Origin of the sequence: Haloterrigena turkmenica DSM 5511 (genome assembly GCF_000025325.1) — an archaeon.
Taxonomy (GTDB): Archaea; Halobacteriota; Halobacteria; order Halobacteriales; family Natrialbaceae; genus Haloterrigena; species Haloterrigena turkmenica.
In genome coordinates this window covers 3,423,144-3,440,896 of the sequence record NC_013743.1, presented here as the reverse complement: position 1 = coordinate 3,440,896, position 17,753 = coordinate 3,423,144, and the positions used below count along the sequence as shown (strand labels likewise).

The 17,753-nt window shown below is 66.8% G+C and carries 15 protein-coding genes; 8 read left to right on the top strand and 7 right to left on the bottom strand.

Annotated elements, in window-relative coordinates; genetic code table 11:
• Positions 1-5: 5 nt before the first annotated feature.
• Positions 6-1,130, top strand: coding sequence for a DUF373 family protein (locus HTUR_RS16430; RefSeq protein ID WP_012944457.1), 1,125 nt, complete (start codon positions 6-8; stop codon positions 1,128-1,130).
• Between the two features lies 1 nt (position 1,131).
• Here the strand turns inward: HTUR_RS16430 and HTUR_RS16425 are convergent, their stop codons facing one another.
• The 5 genes from HTUR_RS16425 to HTUR_RS16405 form a co-directional block, all read right to left on the bottom strand.
• A complete protein-coding gene (locus tag HTUR_RS16425; protein WP_012944456.1) occupies positions 1,132-1,974 on the bottom strand; it encodes a polyprenyl synthetase family protein in 843 nt (280 codons plus the stop codon).
• 106 nt (positions 1,975-2,080) lie between these two features.
• Positions 2,081-4,744 carry a methyl-accepting chemotaxis protein gene (locus HTUR_RS16420; RefSeq protein WP_012944455.1) on the bottom strand — a complete coding sequence of 888 codons (2,664 nt, stop codon included), beginning with the start codon at positions 4,742-4,744 and terminating at the stop codon, positions 2,081-2,083.
• Positions 4,744-6,012, bottom strand: a complete 1,269-nt coding sequence (locus HTUR_RS16415; RefSeq protein WP_012944454.1) for an ABC transporter substrate-binding protein — start codon at positions 6,010-6,012, stop codon at positions 4,744-4,746. The genes HTUR_RS16420 and HTUR_RS16415 overlap by 1 nt, the downstream gene beginning before the upstream one ends.
• 879 nt (positions 6,013-6,891) lie before the next feature.
• On the bottom strand, positions 6,892-7,845 hold the full coding sequence (locus HTUR_RS16410; RefSeq protein WP_012944453.1) for an electron transfer flavoprotein subunit alpha/FixB family protein: 954 nt from the start codon (positions 7,843-7,845) through the stop codon (positions 6,892-6,894).
• Entirely contained in the window at positions 7,842-8,633 is a 792-nt protein-coding gene (locus HTUR_RS16405) for an electron transfer flavoprotein subunit beta/FixA family protein (RefSeq protein ID WP_049941923.1), read from the bottom strand. Before HTUR_RS16405 ends, HTUR_RS16410 begins: the two co-directional genes overlap by 4 nt.
• 206 nt (positions 8,634-8,839) lie before the next feature.
• On the opposite strand from HTUR_RS16405, the gene HTUR_RS16400 reads away from it, so the two are divergent.
• The 3 genes from HTUR_RS16400 (at position 8,840) to HTUR_RS16390 (ending at position 11,060) form a co-directional block, all read left to right on the top strand.
• Entirely contained in the window at positions 8,840-9,364 is a 525-nt protein-coding gene (locus HTUR_RS16400) for a TRAM domain-containing protein (protein WP_012944451.1), read from the top strand.
• 290 nt (positions 9,365-9,654) lie between these two features.
• Positions 9,655-10,011: a hypothetical protein gene (locus HTUR_RS28035; protein WP_012944450.1), complete on the top strand. Its 357-nt coding sequence runs from the start codon at positions 9,655-9,657 to the stop codon at positions 10,009-10,011.
• Between the two features lie 56 nt (positions 10,012-10,067).
• Positions 10,068-11,060, top strand: a complete 993-nt coding sequence (locus tag HTUR_RS16390; RefSeq protein WP_012944449.1) for an MBL fold metallo-hydrolase — start codon at positions 10,068-10,070, stop codon at positions 11,058-11,060.
• Between the two features lie 294 nt (positions 11,061-11,354).
• On the opposite strand, the gene HTUR_RS25645 is transcribed toward HTUR_RS16390, so the two are convergent.
• Positions 11,355-11,552, bottom strand: coding sequence for a hypothetical protein (locus tag HTUR_RS25645; RefSeq protein ID WP_226377509.1), 198 nt, complete (start codon positions 11,550-11,552; stop codon positions 11,355-11,357).
• A 155-nt stretch (positions 11,553-11,707) separates the two neighbouring features.
• On the opposite strand from HTUR_RS25645, the gene HTUR_RS16385 reads away from it, so the two are divergent.
• From HTUR_RS16385 to HTUR_RS16370, 4 genes are all read left to right on the top strand, one after another.
• On the top strand, positions 11,708-12,175 hold the full coding sequence (locus HTUR_RS16385) for a Tfx family DNA-binding protein (protein ID WP_012944447.1): 468 nt from the start codon (positions 11,708-11,710) through the stop codon (positions 12,173-12,175).
• Positions 12,176-12,265: 90 nt separating this feature from the next.
• On the top strand, positions 12,266-12,904 hold the full coding sequence (locus HTUR_RS16380; protein WP_012944446.1) for a hypothetical protein: 639 nt from the start codon (positions 12,266-12,268) through the stop codon (positions 12,902-12,904).
• A 124-nt stretch (positions 12,905-13,028) separates the two neighbouring features.
• Positions 13,029-14,033, top strand: a complete 1,005-nt coding sequence (locus tag HTUR_RS16375; RefSeq protein ID WP_012944445.1) for a hypothetical protein — start codon at positions 13,029-13,031, stop codon at positions 14,031-14,033.
• 104 nt (positions 14,034-14,137) lie between these two features.
• Positions 14,138-15,055 (top strand): HFX_2341 family transcriptional regulator, encoded by a 918-nt coding sequence (locus HTUR_RS16370; RefSeq protein ID WP_012944444.1) that lies wholly within the window; start codon positions 14,138-14,140, stop codon positions 15,053-15,055.
• Positions 15,056-15,090: 35 nt separating this feature from the next.
• Here the strand turns inward: HTUR_RS16370 and HTUR_RS16365 are convergent, their stop codons facing one another.
• Positions 15,091-17,709 (bottom strand): efflux RND transporter permease subunit, encoded by a 2,619-nt coding sequence (locus HTUR_RS16365; protein ID WP_012944443.1) that lies wholly within the window; start codon positions 17,707-17,709, stop codon positions 15,091-15,093.
• Positions 17,710-17,753: the final 44 nt, after the last annotated feature.

Here is a 17,753-nt window from a genome sequence, read left to right as displayed (position 1 = left end):
GATAGATGCTGCTCGTCCTCTGTGTCGACCTCGACGACGATCTGGGTCGCAAGACCGGCTTCTCGACGCCGGTAATCGGCCGCGACCCCGTCGAGGAAGCGGCCGTCGCGCTGGCGACCGAAGACCCGGAGGACTCCGACGTCAACGTGATCTTCCAGGGGTTACACGTCTACGACGATCTCGCCGATCGCGACGAGAGCGTCGAAGTCGCCGTCGTCACCGGTAACGACGAGGGCGACGTGATGGCCAACCGCGAGGTCGGCGACGAGGTCGACACCGTCCTCGCGAGCCTCTCGACCGCGGAGGACGTCACCGCGCTCGTGGTCACCGACGGCGCCCAAGACGAGTCCGTCATTCCGATCATCCGCTCGCGGGTCCCCATCGACGGCGTCCGCCGCGTCGTCGTTCGGCAGGCCCAGAACTTAGAGTCGATGTACTACACGATCAAGCAGGTGCTGAACGATCCGGAGACCCGGGGGACGGTGTTGATCCCGCTGGGGATCCTCCTGTTGATCTACCCGCTCGCCCTGGTCGGGACCGTCCTCGACATGCCCGGGTTCGTGCTGGGAACGACCTCGGCGCTGCTGGGGTTGTACCTCATCTCGAGAGGACTCGGACTGGGCGACCGCCTCGACGCCGCCGTCGAGCGTGCCCGCCGGTCGCTGTACGCCGGCCGGACGACCCTGCTCGCCTACGTCGTCGCCGCCGCCCTGTTCGCCCTCGGCGGCGTCAGCGGCCGGAACGAACTCGAGGCCGTCCGGGAGGCGACGCCCGGCGAAGTCGGCGTTCCCGTGATGCTCTCCGCGCTCGTCTACGGCTCGATCCAGTGGATCGCCGCCGCGGGAGTCACCACCAGCCTCGGCCAGATCACCGACGAGTACATCGCCGGGACCCTCGAGTGGCGTTACTTGAACGCGCCGTTCTACGTGCTCTCGATCGCCATCGTCCTCTACGCGGTGAGCGCGTTCTTCCTCGACGAGGTCGGGATCAGCTTCCTCGCGACGGCGCTGACCGTCGGCACGCTGCTGGGCATCGCAAGCACGCTCGCCTTCGCCGTCATCGAGTCCAAGTACTCGGACGGCGCCGATCGAGAACCCGAAGACGGGACGCGACAGACCGACCGCGCCTAACTCACTGTTCGCGTTCGACGACGAACTCGGCCAGTTCGACGAGGTAGTTTCGGGCCGTCGGGTCGGCGACCTCGACCCGATCGAGGGCCTCGATCGCTCGGTCCGATTCTGCTCGAGCGCGGGCGTTGGCCTCGTCGGGCGTGAGATCGGTCACCTGCACGACCGACGGGCGCTCTAAGGCGGCGTCGTGGCCGGTCGGCTTGCCGAGTTCGTCGGGGTCGGCGATCGCGTCTAAGACGTCATCGCGGATCTGGAAGGCGACTCCGACCCGTTCGGCGTACTCGCCGAGCGCCTCGACGGTGACCGCATCCGATCCGGCGGCGATCGCTCCGAGCTCCGCGGCGGCGCGAAAGAGTGCGCCCGTCTTTCGGCGCGCGAGGGTCATGTACTCGGCCTCGGTTTCGGGCTCGGCCGACAGCTCCGTCGCCTCGCCGATGCCGAGTTCGACCATGGCCTCGGCGACGACGCGCGTGGCGTCGGGATCCGACGAAAAGAGGGCGAAGGCCTCGCCGAGCAAGCCGTCGCTCGAGACGATCGCCGGGCCGTAGCCGAACTCGGCCCAGGCGCTGGTCGTTCCGCGGCGCAGCTCCGAGCGGTCGATGATGTCGTCGACGACCAGCGACGCCGCGTGGACGAGTTCGATCCCGACGCCGAAGTCGACGGCGTCCTCGGCCGTTCCGCCCACCGTCTCGCAGGCCAGCACCGTCACCATCGGCCGGACGCGCTTGCCGCCGGCGAGGGCTGTATGTTCTACTTCCGCTCTGAGCGCGTCCGGCTCGAGGTCGTCGACTACCTCGACGAGCCGCTCCTCGATCAGCGCCCGACGGCGCTCCAGCAATTCCATCACACGCGCTTAGGACGGGGGTGAAAAGTACGTGACGGTTCAGCGGTGTAGTAGTTGGAACGCTTACACGGGGGAGAAGCGCCGCGACGTCAGTCGCGGGATCAGCTCACTCGTCGTCGAACTGGCTGAACGTGAACCCGTCCTCGCCGTCCGAGGAGACGGTTCCGTCGTCGTCGCCATCGTCGGCGGCGTCGGCATCCCCGGTGTCGCCGTGCGTCGATTCCGAGTCGGCCGCCGCGTCGTCCTCGCCGCTTTCCGCAGCCTCTCCCTCCTCGAGTTCGACGACGTCGGCCCCGTCGATCGTCTCACGCAACCCGTCGTGGACGAGGTCGTTTCCGTCGTCGGTGACGGGCGTCGGTTCGGCGTCTCGGTCGATACCGCTCGCGTCCGTGATCCCGCCGTTCGTTTCGGGCGTGAATTCGCCGGTATCGCCGTCGGTATCCTCGCTCGAGTCGGTATCGACAGCGCTGTCGGCATCGTCGATATCCAGTTCGTCGAACGCGACGGTCTCGTCGGTGCCGGAGTCGTCGACGGAGACGTCCGCCGTCTCGTCGGTCTCGAAGTGATCGAGCGTCTCGCTCAGGTACGTCGCCTGATCGGTGAGCGAGCTCGCGCTCTCGGTGACTTCCGAGAGGGCGGAGGTCTGTTCCTCCGCGGCCGCGGCGACGCGCTGGGCCTCGGCGGCCGTCGATTCGGAGATATCGGTCGCCGACGAGACCATGGCAACGACCTCCTGGGTCGAAGCCGCCTGCTCTTCGGTCGCCGCGGAAATCTCTTGGACGCCCTCGTTGGTCCGGTCGGCGTAGTCGGCGATTTCGTCGAGCGCTTCGGCGGCGTTCTCGACGGAGTCGACGTGTTCGGCGATCCGATCGGCGGTCTGTTGGACCTCCGTCGCGGTCTCGGCCGTCTGTTCGTCGATCTGCTCGAGCCGCTGCTCGATGTCCTCGGCGGTCGATTTCGTGTCCGCGGCGAGCTCTTTGACCTGCGTCGCGACGGCGCCGAAGCCGGAGCCCTCGCCGTCGCCGCCTCGAGAGGCCTCGATGTTCGCGTTCAACGCGAGCATGTTCGTCTCGCGGGCGACGTCGCTGATGAACTCGACCAGTTCGTCGATCTGAGTCATCTCCGCTTCCAGCTCTCGGATGGCCTCGACGGCCTCCGTCGACTCCGCTTCGATCTCGTGCATCCCGTCGATAGCCTCCTGTGCCGCCTCGCGCCCGAGTCGACCGGTTTCGGCCGTCTGCTCGGCGAGATCGGCGACGTTGTTCGAGGAGGCGGCGATCTCCTCGGTCGTCGTGGAGAGCCCGCTCATCTCCTGGTTGACCGAGTGGAGGTTCTCGTTCTGCCGATCGGCGCCGTCGGAGATCTCTTGGACCGACTCGGAGACCTGCTGGGAGGCCGAGCGAACCTCTTCGCTGGACGCGGTCACCTGTTCGCTGGCCGCCGCCACCTCGTTCGCGAAGGCTTTGACGTCGGCGGTCGTCTCCTCGAGGTCCGCGATCATCTCGTTGAACGCGTCGGCGATGTCGGTCATCGCCTGACTCTCGCTCTCGGGATCGAGGCGACGGGTCAGATCGCCGTCCGCACAGTCGTCCATCACGGCGCTGAACTCCTCGGCTTTCGCCTCGAGGTGGCGATTTATCGACTCGGTCTCGGCGCGGGCCGCTTCGGCCTCCTCGCGCGCGGTTTCGGCGGCTTCGATCTGGTCTCGCAGCGAGTTTCGCATGCTGTCGAAGCCGTCATACAGCCGTCCGATCTCGTCGACGCGGTTCGTCTCGAGATCGACGTTAAGGTTCCCCTGTTCCATCTCGGTCGTCCGGTCGCGCAATCTGGCCAGCGGGCCGACGGTCTGCCGGCCGAGAACGACGCCGACGACGCCGAGCGCGAGCAGGCTCGTCAGCACCATCGCGACGACGTTCGTCCCGACGTCGGACGCGACGCCGTAGGCCTGGTCCGTCGGAACGCTGGTAACCGCGACCCACTGGGTGTTGCCGACGGGGACGTACGCCCGTACGACGTCGCCGTCCTGCATGCGGGTCAGTCGTCCGCCGAGGGCGGCAGCCATCGCCTCGTCGTCGATCGCTGCCTCGTCGATCGACGCGGATTCGGCCTGGAAGACGGCCGAGCCGTCGCTGTCAATAATGGCCGTCGAAGCGGACGTGTTCTCCTGGTGGAGCTGCTCGACCTGGTACTCGAGCGTCCCGATGATGACGACGGCTCGATCCTCCCGTTCGGTGACCGGGCTGGCGAAGGCCATCACCTGGTCGTCGAGGGTCGGCGATTGGTAGGCTTCTTGGGAGTGCCAGACGGACTCCTCGAGCCCGAGGTTGTTCCCGAAGTCGTCGGTCGCCCACGGTTCCTCGAGGTCTGCGAACGACTCGCCGCGGTAGTCGGCGTTCGTGCTCGTGACGATTTCACCATTTTCGGTGTCGACGTAGTGGATGGCCCGCACGTCGACGTCCATTCGGGCTTGCTCTTCGACGAGCTGGCCCTGGACTTCCTGGGGATCGCCTTCCTGCAGGATCTGCGAGTCCGACGCGGTCCGGGTCTGGACCCGCATCGTCTCGACCCAGTTGCTGATCGCGTCGGCCTGCATCTCGGCGGTCGATTCGAGTTGCTCGTTCGAGTCCGCCCGAACCGTGTTGTCAATATCGGCGTAGCTGACTGCCCCGACGGCCCCGATGACGAGCACGACCGCCAGAATCGACACCACGAACTTCACGAGATACCGCCGCCTGATGAACGACGGAACCAGGGATGAGAGCGACGGCATTAGGAGCTCACCCGTTCTATCTCGGTGATTCCGCCGTCCGCGCTTTCGTCGAACTCCCAGTACTCGAAGACCGCGCCGACGATGTCACCGTTCTCGTCGAAGTCAACCGAACTCGAGGCCCCCTGGTAGGTGACGGAGTCACCCCGGGCCGCGAGGTCGACCCCCTCGGCGAGGGTCTCCGGTGTGATCTCCTCGCCGTCGCCTGTGGTGACCGCCTGCATGGCGTTTCTGATAGCGGTGCCGTCGTTTTGCCCGGCGTAGGCGTTCGCGAGCAACAGGACGGCGCTCGCGTCGTACGAGTGGGGCGTGAAGACGCTCGGCTCGGCGTCGTAGGCGTCCTCGAACAGCTCGGTGAACGTTTCGGTCCCCGGCCCGTCGACCAGCGGCGCGGTGCCGCGGATGCCGTCGAGCGAGTAGTCGATCTCGTCGTGGAGGTCTCCGTCCCGCAGGCCGTCGGTGACGAGGACGTCTTCCGGGGCGTCGGCTCCGAGATCTCTGAGAACCTGTCCTCCCGTTTCCGGGTAGCCGACCACGACGAGCAGTTCGGGGTCGTCCTCCCTGGCCCGCTCGAGAGCCGCTTCGTAGGTGTCCTGTCCTTCCGTTAGCGGGATCTGCGCCGAGACCGTCCCGCCGTGATCGCTCCGGAACGAGCGCGCGAACGCCTGGCTCAACTGCCAGCCGTAGTCGTTGTTCGCGTAGAGGGTCGCGGCGCTGTCGTGGCCGAGATCGTTCGCCGCCCGGTCGGCGAGCACGACCGCCTGCAGCGAGTCGGAGACCGCGGTCCGGAAGACCAGCCCGGCGTCGTTGAGCGAGGTGATCGTCGGCGTGGTCGCACCGGGCGAACAGCAGACGGTCCGGTACGGAATGAGGACCTGCTGTGTCGCCTGCAGCGTCACGTCCGAGGCAGCCGGGCCGTTGACCATCGGGTATCCTTCGTCGACCAGGGCGGCCGCACCCTGGACGCCCGCCGACGGCGATGTCTCGGTGTCGACGACTTCGTACTCGATATCGAGCGAGATCTCGTCTTCGATCTGCTTGATAGGAAGTGTTGCGGCGTCCCGAATCGGGAGTCCGACGTTCTCGAGGTCGCCGCTGAGCGGTTGCATGATTCCCAGTCTGAGCGTTCGATCGGTGCCTCCGACGTCGCTCCCGTCCTCGACGTCGGTCGAGTCGAGCCCGGGAACCGAACTGAGACAGCCGGCGAGGCCGCCGAGTCCGGCGGTACAGAGACCGGACAGTAGTTTTCGACGATTCAATTGAACGGACATACTTCTGCATTCTACTCATACCATATAACCACACTGTCTGATTTCTGTGAAAGACTCTAAGTAAATCATAACTCGATTTAGTATACTCTGAAATAGTTACAGTGGCAACACGTCGTACTACGTTTGAAAGACACTCGCAAGCGGCAATAGGTGTGAAGAGCTACCAAACCTCGATCGGTAATCGATCTAGTAAATTATCGACAGATGTACCGTAGAACAGTACTGTACAAGATATATCAGGTATCTTCAATAGTGCGCTTTCGATCGCGTCGAACGGCAGTCGAAGAAGATGCGTGGCCGCCCGGTGGGTACGGCGGTAGCCAGCGAACGCTGTCGCTGCCACCCGACCGAGAAACGGAGCGTCGAATCGACAGCGAACGCAGACCGAGTGCCTCGGCGTGTTCGAACGACTTCGCCCCGCCGACCTCGCCGAACTTCGCTCGGCTCGGTGACGAGACGCCGAGGGGAGCTCGAAGCGCGTGACTGCGAGGCGGTTCACGAGAGGGTCGTCGTATACGCGGGCGCACGAAAGCGAAACGCCGACGGACGAACACCGATCGACCGAACCCATTGAACGCGTGCTGCGCTACGACCGGCCCAGACCGATCGTTCACTACCGCCGTGCCCGCGATCCGCTCATTGGAACGCTTCCGTGAGCGCGGGGACGACGTGCGACCACCTTTTTTCGCTCGGGTTCGCTCCCTGCTCACGGCTGCGCCGTTCGCTTCACCGCGACGCTACGCGCCGCGCTCTCACTCACCCTCTCGAAAAAATCTGGACCAAAAAGCCGCTCGCTCCCTTCGGTCGCTCGCGGTACAGCTCACGGGCGCAACGCGCCCGTTCGCCTGTCGTGGTTCTCACTCCGCTCGAACCACGCAGTTACTGGAACTCTTCCGTGAGCGCGGGGACGATGTCGAAGAGGTCGTCGACGATCGCGTAGTCGGCGATGTCCATGATCGGCGCGTTGGGGTCGGTGTTGATCGCGACGATCGTGTCCGATCCCTTCATGCCGGCGACGTGCTGGACCGCACCGGAGATGCCGATCGCGATGTAGACGTCCGGCGTCACCACTTTGCCGGACTGGCCGACCTGCCGATTCTTGGGCAGCCAGCCGTTGTCGACGATCGGTCGCGAGGACGACAGCGTCGCGCCGAGGGCGTCCGCGAGCTCCTCGATGAGCGGGAGGTTGTCCTCCTCTTCGATCCCGCGGCCGACGCTCACGAGGACGTCCGCTTCGCTGATGTCGACGTCGCCGCCGCCGACCTCCTCGAAGCCGTTGACCGTCGAGCCGATCGCGTCCTCGTCGATCGCCGCGTCGAAGGCCTCGATCGCGGCGTCGCCGGTCCCCTCCGTCTGGGGCCACTCGGCGCTGCGGATCGTCGCGACCGCGCTCCCCTCGAGTTCGGTGGTGGTTTCGACCTTCCCGCCGTACATCTCACGGGTGGCGATCAGGGTCTCGCCGTCGGTCGCTAAGTCGATCGTGTCGGTGACGATCGGCAGGTCGAGTCGGGTGGCGACGGCGGGGGCGTAGTCGAGACCGTTGACGCTGTTGGGCGCGAGGACGTACTGCGGGGCGAGTTCGTCGTACAGTTGCGTGATCGCCTGCGTGTAGACGTCGTGGTTGAACTCCTCGCCGTAGTCGACGGTGTGGATGGCGTCGACGCCCTCGCGGTTCAGTTTCTCTGCGAACTCGTCGACGGTACCGCTGATGACCGCCAGATGCAGGTCGCCGCCGGTCTCGTTGGCCAGCTGGCGGCCCGCGGTGATGATCTCGTAGCTGACGTCGCGCAGTTCGCCGCGGCGGTGGTCCGTGACTGCGAGGATATCCGTCATTGTGCCACCCCCTTGTCGCGAAGGAGCTCAGCGAGCTCTCCGGCCGTCTCCTCGGCGCTACCCTCCCAGGTCGTTACGTCGCTCTCGCTTTCGGGCTCGTACATGTCCGTCAGCTCGAGGTCGGCGTCGATAGCGCTCTCGTCGACGCCGATATCAGCCAGCGCCTTGACGTCGAGTTCCTTGCGCTGGGCCTGCCGGATGCCCCGCAGGCTGGCGTAGCGCGGCTCGTTGATCCCCGTCTGGATCGTCAGGACGGCGGGGAGCTCGATCTCGGTCAGCTCCTCGACCCCGCCCTCGAGTTCGCGTCGCACGGAGGCCGCGTCGTCGTCGAACCCGTGCTCTAAGTGGTTGACGACGGCCCCCCACTGGTAGCCGAGGTTCTCGGCGACGGAGACGCCCGTCGCGCCGAAGCTGTCGTCGCCGGCCTGAACGCCGGTCAGCACGAGGTCGGGATCCTCCTCCTCGATGACGGCGCTCAGAAGCTCCGTTTTGGCGCCGACGTCCAACAGATCGACGCCCTCGAGCGAGTCGTCCCAGACGCGGACGGCGCGGTCGGCGCCTTTCGCCAGCGCCTGCCGGATGGTCTGTTCGCACTCCTCCGGACCGATCGTGACCGTCACGACTTCGTCGGCGACGCCCGCCTCTTGGAGCTGGACGGCCTCCTCGATGGCGTAGTCGTCCCACTCGTTCAAGTCGGCGCCCAGGTACTGGTCGGCGATCGCAGTACCCTCTATTTCGAACTCGTCTTCGACGGTCGCGACTTCTTTGACCGTAACGAGGATTTTCATCATTTATCACTGCCACGCCCGTACCGTAAACCTTTTCGAAACGCGCTTTCATAGGGAGCCAGTTCATTTAACAACCTGTGATTAAATATCCAGAAAAGACTACAACATCATCCATATTTGGGAAAAATACTACCAACGTTTCTAGACACGACGCCATCGATCCGCAAGACGGAAACGGTTTAACGACGCCACTGGTAGTATGCCGTATGGCAGACTGTCCACTTGCCGACGACTGCCCGGAATTCTCCGAACGGATCTCGGGAATGGGGTGTCAGCATTACGGCGACCGCGGGGGCAAGGAATGGTGTAACCACTACAGCCAGCCCATCGAGGACCTGAAGACCCAGCCCGTCAAGTCGGGCGAGGAGATCGTTATCGACGTCGTCGACATGCACGAGAGCGGCGCCGGCGTCGGGCGAACCGAAGACGGATTTATCGTGATGGTCGACGGCATCCTGCCGGAGGCCCGCGCTCGCGTCGAAGTGACTCGAGTCCACAGCAATCACGCCCGCGCGGAGAAACTCGAACTCCTCCCGATGGATCCGGACGAGGACGAGGACGCGGAGTCGGAGGACGACGCAGAATCGGCGGCGGACGCGGCGTCGACCGACGAGGACGCTGCAGACGACGGCGACGATGCGGCGGCCGACTCGGACGACGAGGGCGGGAAGGGTGCCGACAAGCCGGCCCGCGAACGGCTGGGCAGTCGGGAGAACTTCTGGGGCTCGTAGTCGGACCCCCGCGAGTGGACAGTCGTCGATCGATCCGTTTTCGCGTATTTCGGCGGTTTAACTGCAATAAGACGTAAGTACCAGTTCTGGTAACTGTTAGGCGACCGATGGCAACTGGTTCGGGGAGTGGACAACGGATACTGACGATCGGTGCCGTCCTGTGTGCCGTCTGCGGACTCGTTCTCGCCGCGAGCGCGATGCCGATGGTGGCTCGGAATCGCCAGCCAACGGCCTGTTAGACGGCATTGGTGGCGGTGAAGCGACAACACAGCAGTCGGGCTGCGACCGAGATGACGCTCACTGCGATCGACGTGGTCGGGATCGTCGCTCTTCGAATCCTCCCTGACTCCGGCGCCCGCGAGCACGCCGGCGCGGCCGCGATGGACCTGCTCGGCGTCGCGGGCGACGTGCTCGTCGCCGCCGACGGCGTTCGGACGGAACTTGGTCGCGACGCGGCGACGACGCGGGCGGAACTCGTCCACGTCGGCGGTGCCACGCTGACGGGCGCGGTCGTCGCGGGCGCCACCGTCGCCTGCTACCGGTGGGTCGCGACGGGCGTCGCGATCGCCGATCCGGCGTACGCGGCGGTCGCCGTCGGCAGCGGGCTGTTCGCGGTCGTGCTCGTCGCCTGGGCGCTTCGCGGATAGAACGCCGCGACCGTCGCGACGCAAGGGTTTTCCCGTCGCTTGTGCGACACAAATGCATGGAGCGGATCCCCCTGTCGAACGCGGCGTTCGAAGGCGACAACAACGCGTACCTCTTCACGGAGGGGTCGGAGGTGGCGCTGATCGACACCGGCGACTGGACGGCGACGACGCGGGAGCAACTCGAGGCCGCCCTCGCCGAACGGGGCCTCGCCTTCGCCGACGTCGATCAGGTGTTCCTCACCCACTGGCACGGCGACCACACCGGGCTGGCGGGCGCGATTCAGGCCGAAGGCGGCGCCGAGGTCTACGTCCACGAGGCCGACGCGCCGCTCGTCGAGGGCGACGAGGACGCCTGGAACACGATGTACGAGCTACAGGAGGAGTACTTCGAACAGTGGGGGATGCCCGAGGAGCAGCGGGCCGTCCTCCGCGAGCGGATGTCCGACGCCGAGACGGGCGCCGCGTCGCCGACCGTCACGACGTTCGCCGACGGCGAGACGTTTCCCGTACCCGGCGGCGAACTCGAGGTCGTCCACGCCTCCGGCCACGCCGCGGGACTGTGCATGTTCGAGACGACCTTCGAGGGCCGACGGGAGGTGCTCTCCGGCGACGCGCTGTTGCCCGTCTACACGCCCAACGTCGGCGGCGCGGACGTCCGCGTCGATCGCCCGCTCGAGCGCTATCTGCGGGCGCTCCGCGGGATCGTCGAGGCCGACTACCATCGCGCGTGGCCGGGCCACCGCGATCCGATCGACGAACCCGCCGACCGGGCCCAGCACATCATCGACCATCACGCGGAACGCGCCTGGCGGGTCCTCGACGCGCTGGATCGCGAGGGCCCCTGCGACACCTGGACGGTGAGCGCGGCCCTGTTCGGCGACCTCGAGGACATCCACATCCTCCACGGCCCCGGCGAATCGTACGCCCATCTGGAGCACTTAGAGCGGGCCGGGACCGTCGTTCGGGAGGAAACCGAGTATCGGCTGGCCGACGGCGTCGCCGAAGTGCTCGCCGCGAAGGACGAACGGCGCTGGCACCTCGAGTACTGACCGCGGCGCGGCCCCTCTGTCTCCGGTTTCCGCGAAAACCAGTCGCTCACGCTCGCAGCGGGACGGCGAAAGACGCGGCGAAAGAGTACCCCCCTAGGGTGACTCTCGCTCCCCTCGCGGGAGCCGCGTGAGACACGGCGAGAGGCGATGTCAGAGGCACGGACCCGCCGTGGCGCATCCGGTGCGCAGTATACATTCCGGCACACCGACTGTTATCTCTATTGGTTAGTTCCGATCAGTCGACAGGTCGATTTCAGCGACGTTCCGATCGAACGGCACCGTTCGCTCGAGCCCTCACCGATCCATCGAGGGCATTGGCACGCTGTTGACCGCACCCTCGACGACCGTCCGCGGATCGACGCCGCGGACGTCCGCCTCGGTGGTCAGGACGATTCGGTGATCCAGCGCGGGGTGAACGACCGCGTGGATGTCCTCGGGAGCGACGTAGTCCCGGCCCGAAACCACCGCGCGGGCGCGGCTCGCCTCGAACAGCCGATGACAGTCGCGCGACCCGCATATAGCGTTCGGCCGATTTCACGCGGCCGGCCGACGACCGACGGGACGGACCGGGGAAGCTTTGACCCTGCCGCCGTCTTAGACTGGGGTATGAGCGGACTCGAGCGCGAGCGGGAGCAGAGGCGATCGCCGTGATCGACGAGATCGAGGAGTTGCTCGAGGAGATCGGATTCGACGGCGAGACGAGCGTGTTGACACACCGTCAGGCGCAGGTGCTCGCGCTCCGCGAACGCGGCGTCTCGCAGGCCGACATCGCCGACGCGCTGGGCACCTCGCGGGCGAACGTCTCCTCGATCGAGTCGAGCGCGCGCGAGAACTTGGAGAAGGCCCACGAGACGGTCGCCTTCGCCGAGGCGCTGCGGGCGCCGGTCCGCGTCCGGGTGTCGGCGGGGACCGACCTCTACGACGTCCCGCAGTTGGTCTACGACGCCTGCGACGAGCAGGGTGTCAAGGTCGATCACACCGCGCCGGACCTGATGAAGGTCGTCAGCGACGCCGCGGGGTCGGCGGTGTCGGGCCGGGAGGTGTCGACGCCGCTGATCGTCGGCGTCACCTCCGATGGGATGGTGCGGGTCCGCCACCAGGACCGCCAAGAGTGATCGCCGTCCGACGCCGCGTCGCACGACGCCGGTTGCAGGCAGCGTCAGCAGTCCGAAGACCGAAAGGCGACGGCGGCATACGCGAGGGTGATGACCTTCGACCTGCCGGAGGCAGTAGCCGACTCGTGGCGTCCGCTGGGGACGCGAACCGGCGAGACGAGCGCCATGCTCGCCTCGATCACCGCTGAGACGACGGTCTACGAGCGCGTCACGCCCGCGACCGGCGTGGGCGCGCTCGAGGCGAGTGACATTCCGGCCCGCTCCCTGTTCGTCGTCGACGTGACCGTCTCCCCCTCGCCCGACGATCTCGGGCTATCGACGACGTCCGTCTTCTCGAAGGCCGCACCGAAAGCGAGAGACCAGTTCGTCGACACCCTCGAGTCCGAAGGGCTGGCCGTTGAGGGCACCCGGAACAGCCTCGAGTTCGAGGCGTCCAACGGCAACGGGGGCTCGTGGTACGTCCTCGACGTGGGATACCCCGTCGACGGGGAGACGAGCGAGGGCCCGAACCGGATCGACGCCGAGGCCCACATCGCCGTCTGGCCGCTCGAGTCGACGTTCGGGATGGCCGGCGGGGTGCTCCCGCTCGAGAACGGCGTTCGCACCGAGACCACCGACTCGACGACGGCAGACGGCGAGCTGGATATCGATCCGGAGCGCGACCGGGAGACGATCGCGCAATTGATTCGGACGGTCGACTTCGACGACGACGCGTCGGACGCCTCCTGACTGTTCGGGGACTCGCCGCGCCGTCTGGGCCGATCGCTCGGCCGAGTTCGGACGCTCTCGATATCGTGACTTTCATCCTAACGGATGCTAAAATTGATTGATCGTCCAGTTGGACCTCGACACGATGGACCTCTCCCCGGAGAAGTACACCCTCTCCAATTTTATCGAGGCGTGTAAGAATCCAGAAGCGTTCAAACACGAGCTCAAAAAGCGGTACGGCGATGTGCAGAAACACGTCTTCTATCGGGAGCACGGCCGCCCGACGAATATCATGGACGCGGACTGGGACAACCTTCTGTTGCTGGACGCCTGTCGATTCGACTATCTCGCCGAACACAATTCGATAGACGGTGAGCTAACCGCCGCCGTCTCCGTCGCGTCGACGAGCAACGAATTCATGGAGAAGACGTTCGCCGGGGAGACGTTCCACGACACCGTATACGTCTCCGCCAACGGGTTTTCTCACCAGCTGGAGGACGGCACCTTCCACGAGTTCGTCTCGACGTACCCCGAGTCCCAGCGGGACGTTCTCGATAGCGAACTCTATCGGAACTACCGGCCGGGGATCGTTCGCGAGAAGGCCGTCGAGGCCTACGAACGCCATCCAGACAAGCGGTTACTCGTCCACTTCATGCAGCCCCACGGCCCGTACTTCGGACCGAAGGCCGAAGCGTTGCGAGAACGGCTCCGGACGAATCAGGGGCTCGAGTTCTCCGCCTGGAAATCGGACGCCGACGTCACCAGTCGCTCGGACGGCATGGTGTATCTGATGGATGCCGCGGAGGCGGGCTACGTTTCCCCGGCCGAACTGCAGGCGGTGTACGTCGAAAACCTGGAGCGGGTCCTCGAGCACGTCGAGCGACTCGTCGAACGACTCGATGGAAAGACCGTCATCACCGCCGACCACGGGGAACTGCTCGGCGAGACCACGAACCTCTACTCCCGACTCACCGGCGACCGGTACGAGCATCCGGGCTACGTCTGGACGCCGGAGCTCCGACTCGTCCCCTGGCTCGTCGTCCCCTGGGAGAACCGGCGCGATATCGTCGCGGAACGCCCGGTGGAACGGGACGACGTCGACGACGAGGTCGTCGAAGAACACCTCCGGGCGCTGGGCTACCAGTCGTAGCCCGACCGCAATGGCGCGGGGAACGCGTCACTACACCGCTCATTCTGCGAACCGGCGGATCGGAGACTGGTGCTTTTTATAAGCGCCGCCTCCACGTACCGCGTATGCAAACCCACATCGTCCCGGTCGGCTTCGACTACGACCGGCTGATCGCGCCGCTGGTGCGCGATCAGATCGACGTCGACAGCGTCATCCTCCTCGAGGGCGCCGTCGGGAGCGAGGCCAACGTCGAGTACTCCCGGCACCTCTCGGACAAACTCGAGACGGACTTCAAGAACCTGCTGGGGGCGACCACCGAGCGGTTCGTCCTCGAAGACGTCTACGACTACGACGCGGCCTTCGAGCAGGCCTACGACCTCATCACCGCCGAACTCGACGACGGAAACGAAGTCTGGGTCAACGTCGCCGCGATGCCCCGCACGGTGAGTTTCGCCTTCGCCAACGCCGCCCACTCGCTGATGGTCGAGCGCCAGGAGGACCGCGAGGGGATCCACACCTACTACACGGCCCCCGAGAAGTACCTCGAGACGGAACTGGCCGAGGAACTCCGCGAGCAGATCGAACTGCTCGAGGAGTTAGACGCCGGGGCGGGCGTCGACGGCGACGAGGCGCTCGACGGCGAACGGATCGACGAACGCCTCGAGAGCGCCCGCGACCTCCTCTCGGAGTTCGACGAGCGCGGGACGACGATCGGCGCCAAGGAGATCGACGGTCGCCACATCGTCGAACTGCCCGTCGCCTCCTTCTCGAACGTCAAACCCTTCGAGGAGCTCATCCTGTTCAAACTCGGCGAGGACGGCGAGTTCGATTCCGTCTCCGAACTCGCGGAGTCGCTGGCCCGCGAACTGAACGAGGAGTACACCGACAGCTTCCGGTCGAAGGTCATCTACAACGTCGACCGCCTCGGCCCCGGCGGCAAGGGGTACATCGAACGCGAAGAACACGGCAAATCCTACCGAACGCGGCTCTCTCGCATCGGTGAACTCTGGGTGCGGGCCCACTCCGACGACGAGTCGCGATAGCGGGAGGCGGCGATCGGCTCGGTTTTCGCCCGCGATCACGACAGGCGAGCGAGCAGTCGCTCGCGGAGCACGAGCAGACAGGGGAGCACGGTGAGGCAGGCGACGAAGGCGAAGACGATGCTGAGGCCCGTCACGAGACCGAAGCGCTGCAGCGGCGGCGCCAGCGCGAGCGCGAGGACGCCGAAGCCGGCCGCGGTCGTCGCCGCGCTCCCCAGCAGCGCCCCGCCGGTGCCGGTGATCGTCGCCGCGAGGGCGTCCGGAAGCGAGTCCCGCTCACTTCGCTCCGCGACGAACCGCTCCCCGACGTGGATGCTGTAGTCGACCCCCAGTCCGATCGCGAGGCTCGTGATGACCGCCGTCTCGCTGTTGAACGGCAGGCCGAGCAGCGCCATCGCTCCCAGCAGCCACGCGAGCGCGGCGACCACCGGCGCGAGCGTGATCGCGCCCAGCGAGAGCGCCCGGTGGCGGACCCAGTAGAGCGCCGTCAGGAAGGCGAAGATGACCACCAGCGTGACGACGAACGCCTCGACGAGCGTCTCGAGCAGCGCGTCCTGAACCACGGCGGTCGTCACGGGGCCGCCCGCCGCGGTCGCCGTCACGGCGTCGGTGTCGTCCTCGATCGCCGACGCCACGTCGCGGGTGTCGTCGGCAGCGGCCTGCGCGGACGCGTCACCCTGGACGTCCACGACGAGGCGGGCGCTCTCGTAGTCGCCGCTGCCGTCCCCGTCGCCACCGTCCGCGCGGTAGAGCACCGCGGACGCACGGTCCGAATCGGCGTCGAACAGCACGTCGTAGAAGCCGGCGACGTCCTCGTTCGGGAGCCGGTCGCCGGTCGTATCGCGCTCCTCGAGCGCGGCGGCGACGGTCTCGTTCTCGCTCGCGACGTCCCGAATTACCGAGGGCGGGCCCTCGATGGCGGGGTCGCCGCCGGGCCGGGAGGCGATCGTTCCCTCGTCGCCGTCGACGCCGCCGACGGCGTCGTCCATCGCGACGAGCGCGTCGGGATCGGTGACGGCTCCGCGTATGAGTACCTGCGTCTGCCCGTTCTCGCCCTGTCCGCCGAAGTTCTCGCCGAGGTACGCGGCGTCGTCGCTGATCGTGTACGTGTCCGGCGCGAGCGGTCCCGGCAGGGACTTGGCCCACTCCGGGGCGTCCTCGGGGAGGAAATCGGCCTGGTTGAACTCCGTGTCGATCGTCGTCGCGCCGTAGGCGCCGCCGGTGGCGAGCAGGAACGCGACCAGCACGATGCCCAGCGGCAGCCGCTGTGGGACGGCGGCGACGCCCGAGAGGACTCGGTTGCCGATGCCCGACCCCGACCCGAACGCCGGCTTCGCTCGCGTGCGACCGAACCGGCGCTCGAGGAAACCGTCGACCTCGACCTTCAGCGCCGGGACGAGCACCGCGAAGGCGACGAACGCGGCGAGAATGCCGCCCGCGGAGAGGACCGCGAAGTCCCGGATCGCCGGCAGCGGGCTGACGACGTTCGAGAGGAAGCCGACGCCCGTCGAGACCGTCGCCGCGGCGAGCGCGAGGGCGACGCCGGCGAGGCCGAGTCGCATGCCCTCGTCCGCCCCGACCCGTCCCCCGTCCGCGGCGGGCGCGGCCTCGAGTTCGCCCGCCCTCGCCTCCCGGTATCGCATCACCACGTGGAGCGCGTAGTCGATGCTCAGTCCGATCAGCAGGAAGGGGACGGCGATCAGCAGTTGACTCGAAGGGATCTCGAGCCAGCCCCGGATCCCCGCGAGCCAGACCAGCACGACGCCGATGCCGAACAGGCCGAGCAGGACGTCGACGACGTCCCGGTAGGTCACCGCCAGCACGCACAGTACGAACACGAGCGCGACGGGCGTGATGATCGCGAAGCTGTCGCCGACGGCGTTCGACGACGCCTCGTCGCTGATCCCCTGTCCGAAGACGAACGCGTCGTCGAAGCGCTCGTCGACGCGGTCGGCGATATCGACCTGCGCCGCGTACGCGGCCTCGGGGTCCCCCTCGGAACCGCTGTCGTCGACCTGGAAGACGAGGGTGAGCCGCGCGTCGGCCTCGGTCTCACCCGGCTCGTAGTCGGTCGGGAGGAACTCGTAGGGGTCAGCCTCCGCGCCCGCTCCCGCCGACTGGCCCCCTTGCCCCACGTCGCCGTCGGGATCGAGCACGTCGGCGAGCAGTTCTTCGACCTCCTCGTCCGAGCGCGACTCGAGCGCCGCGATCTGTTCCTCGAGGGTCGGCTGACTGGCGTCGGGCGGTCCGTCCGCTTCCGCGGCCCGATCCTCGTAGACGGCGGCCGTCCCGACGACGTTCTCGAGGCCGACGAACCCCTGCTCGTCGAGCGTGGCGTTCAGTTCCTCGTCCTCGCGAACCGCCCGCTGAAGCTCGAGCCCCTCGAGCAGCGACTCGCGGGTGAGCACGTCGCCGCCCTCGTCGCGGACGACGACCTGAGCGACGATCGCGTCGTCGGTGCCGTAGGTCGACTCGATCTCCTCGAGCGCATCGGTCTCCTCGGAGTCGACGTCGAACTGGCCGATCTCGCCCTCCTCGCTCTCGCCGATCGCCGCGCCGGCGGCGACGACGGCGGTCAGCGAGAGGACGAGGACGATCACGAGGCGGCTGTGGGAAACGATCCACTCGGCGTACTTCGTCGCGACGGACCCGCTCATTCGTCACTCACGCTCGATCATCGTCTCCGGCTCCGACCGGACCG